Annotated in this window: 12 protein-coding genes; 7 read left to right on the top strand and 5 right to left on the bottom strand. The window is 32.9% G+C overall.

Annotated features, from left to right (window positions below):
• Positions 1–4 precede the first annotated feature (4 nt).
• The gene (locus tag AJ932_RS04155; protein WP_044779118.1) at positions 5–2,164 is read left to right on the top strand and encodes a polyribonucleotide nucleotidyltransferase; all 2,160 of its coding nucleotides are present in this window, start codon (positions 5–7) and stop codon (positions 2,162–2,164) included.
• Positions 2,161–2,643 carry a DNA-deoxyinosine glycosylase gene (locus AJ932_RS04150; RefSeq protein WP_002861949.1) on the top strand — a complete coding sequence of 161 codons (483 nt, stop codon included), beginning with the start codon at positions 2,161–2,163 and terminating at the stop codon, positions 2,641–2,643. Before AJ932_RS04155 ends, AJ932_RS04150 begins: the two co-directional genes overlap by 4 nt.
• A 36-nt stretch (positions 2,644–2,679) precedes the next feature.
• On the opposite strand, the gene AJ932_RS04145 is transcribed toward AJ932_RS04150, so the two are convergent.
• Both AJ932_RS04145 and AJ932_RS04140 read right to left on the bottom strand, forming a co-directional pair.
• The gene (locus tag AJ932_RS04145; protein ID WP_002853958.1) at positions 2,680–3,342 is read right to left on the bottom strand and encodes a DUF4230 domain-containing protein; all 663 of its coding nucleotides are present in this window, start codon (positions 3,340–3,342) and stop codon (positions 2,680–2,682) included.
• Between the two features lie 17 nt (positions 3,343–3,359).
• Positions 3,360–4,544: an MFS transporter gene (locus tag AJ932_RS04140; protein WP_070278235.1), complete on the bottom strand. Its 1,185-nt coding sequence runs from the start codon at positions 4,542–4,544 to the stop codon at positions 3,360–3,362.
• Between the two features lie 53 nt (positions 4,545–4,597).
• Here AJ932_RS04140 and AJ932_RS04135 point away from each other — a divergent pair, with 53 nt between their 5' ends.
• Positions 4,598–5,053: a low molecular weight protein-tyrosine-phosphatase gene (locus AJ932_RS04135; RefSeq protein WP_070242770.1), complete on the top strand. Its 456-nt coding sequence runs from the start codon at positions 4,598–4,600 to the stop codon at positions 5,051–5,053.
• A 251-nt stretch (positions 5,054–5,304) separates the two neighbouring features.
• Positions 5,305–6,606, top strand: coding sequence for a major outer membrane protein (locus tag AJ932_RS04130; protein ID WP_070278237.1), 1,302 nt, complete (start codon positions 5,305–5,307; stop codon positions 6,604–6,606).
• A gap of 119 nt (positions 6,607–6,725) precedes the next feature.
• On the opposite strand, the gene dnaJ is transcribed toward AJ932_RS04130, so the two are convergent.
• Positions 6,726–7,850, bottom strand: coding sequence for a molecular chaperone DnaJ (dnaJ, locus tag AJ932_RS04125; protein ID WP_070278238.1), 1,125 nt, complete (start codon positions 7,848–7,850; stop codon positions 6,726–6,728).
• A 154-nt stretch (positions 7,851–8,004) separates the two neighbouring features.
• On the opposite strand from dnaJ, the gene AJ932_RS04120 reads away from it, so the two are divergent.
• Genes AJ932_RS04120 through recR form a run of 3 tightly spaced genes read left to right on the top strand, consistent with a single transcriptional unit; the run spans position 8,005 to position 10,480 of the window.
• Positions 8,005–8,676: a response regulator transcription factor gene (locus tag AJ932_RS04120; RefSeq protein ID WP_002861955.1), complete on the top strand. Its 672-nt coding sequence runs from the start codon at positions 8,005–8,007 to the stop codon at positions 8,674–8,676.
• Entirely contained in the window at positions 8,673–9,908 is a 1,236-nt protein-coding gene (locus AJ932_RS04115) for an ArsS family sensor histidine kinase (protein WP_002861956.1), read from the top strand. Before AJ932_RS04120 ends, AJ932_RS04115 begins: the two co-directional genes overlap by 4 nt.
• Positions 9,908–10,480: a recombination mediator RecR gene (recR, locus tag AJ932_RS04110; RefSeq protein ID WP_002861957.1), complete on the top strand. Its 573-nt coding sequence runs from the start codon at positions 9,908–9,910 to the stop codon at positions 10,478–10,480. The genes AJ932_RS04115 and recR overlap by 1 nt, the downstream gene beginning before the upstream one ends.
• On the opposite strand, the gene AJ932_RS04105 is transcribed toward recR, so the two are convergent.
• Both AJ932_RS04105 and cybH read right to left on the bottom strand, forming a co-directional pair.
• Positions 10,477–11,013 (bottom strand): HyaD/HybD family hydrogenase maturation endopeptidase, encoded by a 537-nt coding sequence (locus tag AJ932_RS04105; protein ID WP_070261352.1) that lies wholly within the window; start codon positions 11,011–11,013, stop codon positions 10,477–10,479. The genes recR and AJ932_RS04105 overlap by 4 nt on opposite strands.
• Positions 11,010–11,702, bottom strand: a complete 693-nt coding sequence (cybH, locus tag AJ932_RS04100) for a Ni/Fe-hydrogenase, b-type cytochrome subunit (protein ID WP_070278240.1) — start codon at positions 11,700–11,702, stop codon at positions 11,010–11,012. Before cybH ends, AJ932_RS04105 begins: the two co-directional genes overlap by 4 nt.
• Positions 11,703–11,711 lie beyond the last annotated feature (9 nt).

Raw genomic sequence — 11,711 nt, 5'->3', positions numbered from 1 at the left:
AATAATGCAATACAGCATAGAAATTAACAAAAATACAGAAATATTTGATATAGATAAAGTCGCCAAACAAGCTGCTGGTGCTGTTTTAATGAGACAAGGCAAAAGCGTTGTTCTAGCTACAGTTGCAAGAGAAGAAAAACAAGTTGAAGAAGATTTTTTACCTCTAACCGTCCAATACATCGAAAAAGCTTATGCCGCGGGAAAAATCCCTGGTGGTTATGTCAAAAGAGAAACCAAGCCAAGCGATGCAGAAACCTTAACAGCACGTATTATCGATAGAAGCTTACGCCCTCTTTTTCCAAAAGGCTATGCTTATCCAACTCAAATCGTTGTGATGGTCCTCTCAGCTGATCCTAAAGTAGATTTGCAAGTAATGAGCTTAAATGCCGCAAGCGTGGCACTTTATCTTAGCGATATACCTATGAAAGCTCCAGTATGTGGTGTTCGCATAGGAAAGATAGATGGAAATTTCATACTCAATCCAAACAATGAAGAGCTTCAAAATAGCACTCTAGATCTCTATGTAGCAGGTGTAAAAGATGAGCTTTTGATGATAGAAATGAGAGCCTTACCTGATCAAAAAGAAAATGAAATTTTTATCGAAGCTCCTTATGCTGATGTTTTAACTCAAACCACTTCACAAAACATGAATGAACTTAGCGAAGATGAAATTTTAGAAGCTCTAAATTTAGCTCAAAAAGCTATATTAAATGGTTCAAATGCTTACGAAGAAGCCTTTAGCAAACACAAAAAAAATTCTCAAATCGAACTAAAAAATGAGATTGAACATCCTGAAATTTTAGCTTTTATAGAAAATAATTTCCAAAAACAAATCAAAGAAGCCATCAACCAAATGGCAAAAAGTGAAAGAGCAAGCGAACTAAATAAAATCGCTAAAGAAATTTTAAATCTTGAAATCGCTAAAGACTGGAGCGAAGAAAGTATCTTAAATACCTTAGCTAAAGTCAAACGCAAACTTATTCGTGAGCAAATTTTAAATGAAGGCAAAAGAGCTGATGGTAGAAGTTTAAACGAGGTGCGTCCTATCAGTATAGAAACCAATCTCTTGCCAAACGCTCATGGCTCTTGTCTTTTCACTCGTGGACAAACTCAAGCTCTAGTGGTTGCAACCTTAGGCGGAGAAAACGATGCTCAAATGATAGACTTGCTTACAGAAAAAAATCCTATAAGCGAACGCTTTATGGTAAATTATAATTTTCCAGGTTTTTCAGTAGGCGAAGCAAGTCCTATCAAAGCTCCAGGAAGAAGAGAGCTAGGACATGGAAATTTAGCCAAAAGAGCACTTTATCCAAGCATAGATGAAAACTATCCTTATGTAATCCGCTTAGTCAGTGAAATTTTAGAAAGCAATGGCTCAAGTTCTATGGCAACGGTTTGTGGCGGATCTTTAGCCCTAAAAGCAGCAGGAGTGCCAAGCTTAAAACTTGTTGCAGGAGTAGCCATGGGGCTTATCTTTGAAGATAGCAAATTTGCTGTTTTAACAGATATCATGGGACTTGAAGATCATGATGGGGATATGGACTTTAAAGTAGCAGGAAGCAAAGACGGCGTTACTGCTCTTCAAATGGATATAAAACTAGGCGGAATCGATCAAGAAACACTAAAACAAGCTTTATACCAAGCCAAAGAAGGAAGAATTCACATCCTAAATATCATGGAAGAAGCCGCCAAAGAAATCGTAGTCAATGAAGAAGTTTTACCTAAACTTGAGCTTTTTAGCGTTGATCCTTCAAAAATCGTTGATATCATAGGGCAAGCTGGAAAAACCATCAAAGAAATCATAGAAAAATTTGGCGTTTCTATAGACTTAGATCGCGAAAAAGGTGAAGTAAAAATAGCAGGTAATCAAAACGAGCAAATCAAAGCCGCAAAAGACTACATCATAAATATCACAAGCTCTCAAAAAGGAACTAAAAAAGGCTCTAAAGACAAAGATATATCAGACTTTGAACTTGGGCAAGAATTTCAAGGTATTGTTAAAAAAATCGCTCCTTTTGGAGCCTTTGTGGAACTTAAAAATGGTGTTGATGGTTTATTGCATAGTTCAAAAAGCAAGCATCTTAATTTAAGCGAAAACCAAAGCTTAAAAGTTAAAATCAGCGAAATTAAAAACGGAAAAATTTCTGTGGATTTGTGCGAGTGAGTGAATTTCTAACTCACCCTTTTGAGCCTTTTTTTGACAAGGATTCTAAAATCTTAATTTTGGGCTCTTTTCCTTCTATCAAATCAAGACAAGACGGCTTTTATTATCAACACCCAAGAAATCGTTTTTGGCCTATACTAGAAACACTTTTTGATGTAAAATTAGAAAATATCACAGAACAACAAGCCTTTTTAAGAAAAAAACATATCGCTCTTTGGGATGTACTTCAAAGTTGCAAGATAAAAAATTCAGATGATAAAACCATAAGCTATGCAAAAGCCAATGATTTAAACCTGATCCTTTCTCAAGCCAAAATCCAAGCCATTTTTACCACCGGACAAAGTGCTTATAAATTTTTTACTAAATTTCACTCTCATTTAAAAGCCATAGCCCTACCCTCAACTTCTCCTGCAAATTTAAATTTTTCTTTTGAACAGCTTTTACAAAACTATGAAATAATCAAAAAATTTACAAAATAGCAAACTAAGCATCGCCCAAGCAAGAAAAGAAAAAAGCTAGTTTACATCTAGCTTTTGTGTGTTATCCTTAAATTCAAATTCCACTCTCTTAGCTCCAAAACCTTTAGCAATAGCTTCTAAAGTATCCTTAGCGCTTTTATGAATTTTGCTTTCTAAATTTTGGATAAGATTTAAAGACAAGTCTTTAACCTCATCTTTGGCTTCTTTTATGAGTTTGTTTTTATCACTTTCGCTAAAACTAATCCCCGTACTATTGATAGAATCAGGCAGCAAAAAAGGTAAAAATTTAGCATTTTTTTCATCATAAAATTTCATATCTATGATGCTGTGTTTGTATCTACACTCTGGCATGATGATCTTATAAGCATCGTCCCCTAAAGGCAAAATATCAAAGTTTTTATCCCTTAAATCATACAAGAAAGTGATCTCAAATTCAAAAATCAAAGCAATCTGTCTTTCACTCAAAGACCATCCTAAAAGATTTTTCCAAATTCCATTAAAAGCGCTATCTTTTTTAGTGACAATCTCTTTACTAAAAACTTGAAAAACACTTAATTCTCCTATGGATTTAAGCTGCATGATATCGCTAAAACTTTGCGTGCTTTTTTCTTCTATTTTAGGGCTTTTATACTGTCTAAAAAGCACTACAAACAAAAGCACAAGTAAAATCATCACTAAAACAAATAAAATCATTTCCATTTTAAACCTTTCTAAATTTATAAACCTTGATTTGAAAAGATATATTTTTTCTCAAACGCTAAGAAAATAAAAGCATTAATGATAAAAATCAAACACACAAAAGTAAAAACAAATTCCACACTAAAATGTGAAGCCATAATCCCTCCGCCAAAAGCTCCACAAAAATTTCCCAAAAATTGACAAGTTTGATTAAAACCAAAAATCACACTTAAATTTTTAGCACTCACACTTTTTTTAAGCAAGGCATTTACACAAGGCAAAAGCCCTCCAAGCCCTATACCTATAAGCAAACGCACAAAAATAAGCATATAAACATTACTTGCTACAGCCTGCAAGTAAAAGCAAATTCCACAAAATATCAAAGCTCCAAAAATAATCTTACTAGGCCCTATCTTATCAGCGATTTTTCCAAGTTTTGGTGCAAAAAAAAGATTACTAATCCCACTTGCAGCCACCACTATACCCGCCCAAAGAGCCAAATTTCCACCTTGATGAATTTGCTCAACATAAATACTTAAAATCGGCATCACTCCAAAAGTACCAAATTGTATCACAAAAGTAGTGATAAAAAGAACGATGATAAGGGTTTTGTTTTCTTTTACTTTTTGAGTATTTTTCTTCGCCTCTTTTTGAATTTTTCTCTCATGGATAAAAAAATAAATCGTCACAAAAGAACAAGCAATCAAAAAAGCCACCACATCAAAAACCGCACTAATGCTAAAAAATTCAGCCACAAAGCCACCAAACAAAGGCCCAAGCAAACTTCCACTTATAGAAGCCGTAGAAAGAGTTCCTAAAGCATAAGCCACTTTTTCTTTAGGTGCTATCACAGCGATAAACACAACAGCAGCAGAAGTAAAACCTGAAATTATCCCTGTTAAACCCCGCACAAAAACCACTTCTAAAGCACTATGAGCAAAGCTAAGCCATAAGGTTAAAACCGACATTCCAAAACTTGCACGAAGAAGCATATTTTTATAACCATACTTTGCACCCAAAAAAGCCCATAAAGGTGAAAAAACAGCCATAAAAAGCGGAGTGATCCCAAAAGCAAGTCCTGAGTAAAACGCTATTTCACTCGTATTAACATGTCCTAGTTCTTTGATATAAAAAGGCAAAATCGGAGCGATTTGACTAAGCCCCATGCTTGTGGTAAAAACACCAAACCAACACACAAGCAAAGTTCTATTGAAATTTTCCATGGATTTATTGTATGATATTTTTTATAATTTTTAATTAAAACTCAAGGATAAAAATGAAAAAAATACTCTTTATATGCTTAGGCAATATATGCCGTTCGCCTATGGCAGAATTTATCATGAAAGATCTTGTCAAAAAAGCAAATTTAGAAAAAGAATTTTTTATAAGCAGTGCTGGAACTTCAGGAGAACACGATGGAGAAGGTATGCACTATGGTACCAAAAACAAACTTGCTCAACTTAACATAGAACACAAAAATTTCATAAGCAAAAAACTCACTCAAAAGCTTTGCGATGAAAGCGATTTTTTAATCACCATGGACAATTCTAACTTCAAAAATGTTTTAAAAAACTTCACCAACACCCAAAACAAAGTTTTAAAAATCACCGATTTTAGTCCTAGTCTAAACTACGATGAAGTCCCTGATCCTTGGTATAGTGGGAATTTTGATGAAACTTATAAAATTTTATCCCTAGCTTGTAAAAATTTACTTGTTTTTTTATCAAAATAATTTAAAACAACTATATATTACTTCTCGTTTACTTTTTAGACTTATACTTCTAAACGAACCGAAAAACATTCATAAGAAAAACTCCTTAAAATTACACGCCTAGCTTAAATCCCTTTAGCTAGGCTTTTCTTTAGATGTTTTTATCCTTCGGATTTAAAATTTTTACTATTTTAAGTGCTTCTTAAGAAAAAACTCCAAATTTATGTGCTACAATTACATCGTTTTATTAATTTTTGACAAGGAGAATTCTCATGAAACTAGTTAAACTTAGTTTAGTTGCAGCTCTTGCTGCAGGTGCTTTTTCAGCAGCTAACGCTACTCCACTTGAAGAAGCGATCAAAGATGTTGATGTATCTGGAGTATTAAGATACAGATATGAAAGTAGCAATCCATGGAGCAATGATAATTTTGGTTCTGGTATTTCTGGTAAACAAGATCATAAATACAGAGCACAAGTTAACTTTAATGCCGCTATAGCTGATAACTTCAAAGCTTTTGTTCAATTTGACTATAATTCGAAAGATGGTGGTTATGGTGAAAATAGCATCAGCAACACAAGTGATACCTTAAGTGTTCGCCAATTATATTTAACTTATACAAATGAAGATGTTGCTACAAGCGTGATCGCTGGTAAACAACAACTAAACACTATCTGGACTGACAATGGAGTTGATGGTTTAGTGGGAACAGGTATTAAAGTAGTAAACAACAGCATCGATGGTTTAACTCTAGCTGCTTTTGCAGTAGATAGTTTCAACGAAGCTTCAGACTCTACTGTAATAATCACTCAAAATGGTAGCAACAAAATTACAGGAGTTCAATTTAACCGTGGAAATCCTCAAGGTGATAGCGATACAAGCGGTGCTTTAAACTGGGATAAAAATCTTTATGGTGCTGCTGCCATAGGTTCTTATGAATTCTTAGGTGGACAATTTAATCCTCAATTATGGTTAGCTTATATGAGTGATAATGCATTCTTATATGCTGTAGATGCAGCTTATAGCACAACTATCTTTGATGGAATCAACTGGACTCTTGAAGGAGCTTACCTAGGAAATTCCTTGGATAGCAAACTTAAAAATGCACTTTCAAATCAAGCAGCTAACGGTAATTTCTTCGCTTTAAGAGGTAGTGTTGAATTAAATGGTTGGGATGCTAGCCTTGGTGGTTTATACTATGGTAAAAAAGATAAAGTTACTTTAACCACAATTGAAGATCAAGGTAATCTTGGCTCTTTGCTTGCAGGTGAAGAAATTTTCTATACTAATGGTTCTAATTTAAATGGCGATATTGGTAGAAATATCTTTGGTTATGTAACTGCTGGATATACTTTTAATGAAACAGTTCGCGTTGGTGCTGACTTTGTATACGGTGGAACAAAAACAGGAGAAATTGGCAATGGTGGTAAGAAACTTGAAGCTGTTGCAAGAGTAGATTACAAATACTCTCCAAAACTTAACTTCTCAGCATTCTACTCTTATGTAAATGTTAATACAGATCCTGAAAGCACTCATCACGATGCTGTAAGACTTCAAGCTCTTTACAAATTCTAAGGGGTTTTCAAGTTTAACTTTAAGGCGGGATTTTACCCCGCCTTTTTTTTATGCCTGATTTTTAAAACTTAAATTTATATAAAAAAAAGATTTTCCCAAGCTAAAAAGCTTTAGGAAAATTAGGACTTAAACCAATTAGCGATTTTTTCAAAAAGCCCTTTTTGCTCTTGATGCATACCATCTTTGATACCAAAACTTTCACTTAGTTTTTCTAAAAGTTCTTTTTGTTCATCGTTTAAAGAAGTTGGGAATTTGATAGAAATTTGAACGATTTGATTTCCTATGCGAGAACTATGAACATCTTTTACTCCTTCTTTTTCAAGAACAAATCTTTGCCCATCTTTAGCACCCTTTGGTAAATTTAAACTTGCTTCACCGCGTATGGTAGGTACTTTTATACTCTCTCCTAAGATAGCTTGAGTAAAAAACACTGGAAATTCTATATATATATCATCATCATCTCTTATAAAAGTATCATCTTCAGCAGCGATGATCTTAACATACATATCCCCTCTAGTGCCATTTTTTAAGATATTGCCTTTAGCATTGACACGAAGTTTCATACCTGTATCTACACCTTCTGGGATATTAAGCTCGACACTATCTTTGCTTTCATTATAACCTAAACCTTTACAATCGCTACATTTTTCACTAGCTTTTTCTCCACTTCCTTGACAATCAGGACAAGTTTGTGCAAAAGTGATAAAACCTTGAGAAATTCCAACTTGTCCTCTACCTTGACACTTTGGACAAGTTTGAAGTTTTCCATCTTTAGCCCCTGTTCCATTGCAAGTTTTGCAAGAACATTTATAAGTAAAGTCTATATTTTTCTTGCAACCAAAAACCGCTTCTTTAAAACTTAATTTTAAATTAACGATAAAATCGGAAGGGATTTTCTCATCATTTGAACTCTTTCTACGACGCGATGATGAGCCAAAGCCTTCTCCAAAAAAACTAGAAAATATATCTCCTAAATCCTCAAAACCACCAAAACCTGAGCTATTAGAACCAAATCCACCGCCTTTTAAAGCATCTTTTCCATATCTATCATAAATAGCTCGCTTTTCATCATTACTTAAAACCTCATAGGCTTCATTAACAAGCTTAAATTTCTCTTCTGCTTCTTTATCGCCTTGGTTTCTATCGGGATGGTATTTTAAAGCCATTTTTCTATAGGCTTTTTTTATGGTTTCTTTATCAGCACTTTGCGTGATTTCAAGAATTTCATAATAACTTATTTCCACATTATTCCTTTAAAAAATTTAAAATTTTGCTAGAATTTTAATCTTAAAAATTCAAAAATCTAATTTTAGCAAAAATAAAATCAATAATTTATCAAATTTTAAATAAAATTATGCAAATATTATAAATCTTAGATAAAATTTAAAGGATACTAAAATGATTAATGTGTTGATGATAGAAGATGATCCTGATTTTGCGCAATTATTATCTGAGTATTTAGCGCAGTTTAATATTAAAATCACAAATTTTGAAAATCCTAAAAGCGCCTTAAATGTAGGCGTTCAAGGCTATGATTGCCTAATCTTGGATTTAACTTTACCAGGAATTGATGGTCTTGAAGTTTGTAGAGAAATCAGACAAAAAAGCAATATTCCCATTATTATCTCATCAGCTAGAGGCGACTTAAGCGATAAGGTTGTAGGGCTTCAAATTGGTGCTGATGATTACCTACCAAAGCCTTACGATCCAAAAGAAATGTATGCAAGGATTATGAGTCTTATTCGTCGCACAAAAAGAGTTGAACACGCAAATAATGAAAATATTAATTCTGCTTTCAAAATCGATGAGAGAAGGCATGAGATCACCTATGAAGATAAGGTTTTAACACTTACTCCTGCTGAGTTTGAAATTTTAGAATACCTTATCCAGCAGCACGGATATAGCGTTTCAAGAGAACAGCTTGTAAGTCGCTGTAAAAATCTAAAAGATAAAGATTCTAAAAGTCTTGATGTTATCATTGGTCGATTAAGAGTAAAAATAGGAGATAGTTCAAAATCTCCAAAACATATTTTTTCTGTTAGAGGTATAGGATATAAACTAATAGGATGACAAAAAATTATTCTATTTATACCAAGCTAATTATTTTATTTGTTGTTACTTTTTTCTTAGTTTGTGTGCTTTTTATCGTTCTTTTGAAAATAGAAGGAAGTGCTTACAACGAAGAAGAAAGTTTAAAACAAGAAAATCTTATAAAAAATTTACTCATCTCCTATGAAAACACTTCAGGTGCTAAAATAGGATCCTATCTTGAAAATAGCGGTTTTAATACTATACAAAATCCCTATCTTGTAAAAAGCATAAGAAATAATGGACAATCACTTTTTAAAGCAAATGGAGAATTTTGCACCCTTTCTTCTTTAAAATATCATAGCAATCTTTATTTTGATGTTCAATGTAAAGATTTTGATGGCTTATATGAAGAAAATACTAGCGATAGAGTTTATAATCTTTTATTAATAGGATTTTTTTCTTTTTCTTTGTTGGTTGTTTTTATGTATTTTTCGGTATTAAAATCTTTAGAACCTTTAAAAAAATTAAGAAGGCAAGTTGCTAAAGTTGCAAATGGGGAGCAACCTGATTTTTTAGATTATCAAGAAGATGAAGTAGGAAAAATCGCCTTTGAATTTCAAAAAGCTTTTAAAAAAAATCAAGAATTAATCCAATCAAGACAACTTTTCCTAAGAACAATTATGCATGAGTTAAAAACCCCTATAGGAAAAGGGAGAATTATTTCTGAAATGATCAAAGAAGACAGACAAAAAGAAAGACTTATCGCTATATTTTTACGTATGGATTCTTTGATCAATGAATTTGCCAAAATCGAAAATTTATTTTCAAAAAACTACAACTTACACTTTAAACCTAGTCGTTTTAGCACTATACTTGAGGAAGCTAAAGAACACCTTATGAGAGATGATTTTAATAAAGTTGTAAAAGTCGATATCAGAGATGATGCTTTAATCAATGTTGATATGGAAATTTTCTCTGTAATTTTAAAAAATCTTATCGATAATGCCTTAAAATACTCAAACAATGGCACTTGTGAGCTTTTTTGTTGTAAAGAATGTTTTACCATTAAAAATCCAGGCAAGCCTTTAGCAGAGCCTATAGAACATTATCTTGAAGCTTTCGCAAGAGAAAAACACAATCAGGTCAAAGGTATGGGACTAGGACTTTATATAGTTTCAGAGGTATGTAAACTGCATAATTTTGATTTGATTTATTTTTATGATGATGGAAAGCATTGCTTTAAAATTTTCTTTGGAGATAAAGAAAAATAATGGCAAAAGGCCTAGAAAAATTCAACGAACTTGTTGAAAGTTTTGCAAATTTACCTACCATAGGGAAAAAAACTGCCATAAGGCTTGCTTATCACCTTTGCATAAATAATCAAATCGATGGTATGAAACTCGCACACAATATAGAAAATGCTATCCGCTTTATAAAACCTTGTGAGCAATGCGGTGCTTTAAGCGAAAATGAGCTTTGCGAAATTTGCAGTGATGAAGAAAGAAATAAAAACATTTTATGTATAGTTGAAAGTCCAAAAGATATACTAACGCTCGAAGAGAGTCAAAGTTACAATGGGCTATATTTTGTTTTAGATGAGTTAAATGAAGAAAAACTTGAAAAACTAAAGCAAATCATACTTAAGCTAAATATCTCTGAGCTCATTTTTGCATTGACACATAGCATTAATTCTGATGCAACTATCTTTTTTATAGAAGATAAATTTAAAGATTTAAACCTAACTTTTAGTAAAATCGCTCAAGGAATTCCAAGTGGTGTAAATTTAGAAAATGTGGATTTAATCTCTTTAAATAAAGCTATGAATTTTAGAACAAAAATTTAGAAATTTTTATAAGAAATATCGGCTAATTCTTGCAAAGAAAAATCCGCAATCTTTTCATAAATAAAACCTTCCTTGCTTAAAAAATCAAGTAAAGTTTTTTCCATGATTTTAGCCCCTTGTATAAGCTCATCTGAGAGCTTAAAACTCATCGCTTCAATACGCTTTGGCACACAAGCTAAGATGTGTGTTTTAGGCAAATCTCCTGCAAGTTCCATATATTGTAAGGTTTGAAGCATTTCTATTTCATGAGCACTTCCACTCCAGCTAATTTTATTAGGCATAGCATCATAAGGAAAGAAAAATACATCTCCTATACTCGCATCTTGCGCTTCTATGCAGTCTAAAACGATAAGTCTATCGTACCTAGCGATGATATAGCTAAGTTGCAAAGCTAAAGTTCCACCATCAATAAAATCTAAAGTAAATTCAGGATGAGTAAATTTGTAGTTTTTTTCAAGTTGTTTGCAAAGATGAACGCCTAAGCCTTCATCTGCAAACATGATATTGCCTATTCCAAGGACTAAGAATTTCAATGCTTTTCTTCTTTTACAAATTTATATCCGCTAATAATAGCATCCATAGCACCATCTTTACCTTTTACTGCGTTAAAAATCGCCATGTAAATATGTACTGGTACAAAAATCATAATCACCCACATCAAAATTCTATGATAAGTTCTTACATCAGCCAAACCGCCCATTGCAGCTTCAAGTGGTCTTAAAATATGATATAAAAGCCCACCTAAGCCCTCATGATAAGTATGAGTATAAAGAATAAGCCCTGTAAGAATGATACCCAACATCACAAGATAAAAGAAAAAATAAGTTACAAATTGCAAAGGATTATAAACCCCTTTTAAATGCGGATGTTTTCCTAAGAAAATGTAAAATTTTACTTGTTCTATCCATAATTTGATATTAAAAATATCCCATACACTTCTGCGTTCTTTTGCACTTACCTTATCGCAGAAAAACAAATATACTTTAAAAATAATACAAGCGATTAAAACAAAACCCACCGCTTGATGTACTAAACGGTATTTTGCTTGCATAAAATTTACGGGTTCGCCGTTACTAATAGGACTTTGAAACACATAAGAAAGATAATACCCTGTGCCAATAAGAACCACTATAGCAATAGCTCTTACCCAGTGCGTTAAACGCAAACCTATGCTAAATTCATATTCAGCTTTTCTTTGCAATTTTTCTTCTTTGTTTTGCATGAAAGCCTC

The organism is Campylobacter sp. BCW_6873, assembly GCF_001762365.1.
Classification (GTDB): domain Bacteria; phylum Campylobacterota; class Campylobacteria; order Campylobacterales; family Campylobacteraceae; genus Campylobacter_D; species Campylobacter_D jejuni.
Note: the sequence above shows the minus strand (reverse complement) of the source record. Positions and strands in the feature narration are given on the sequence as shown.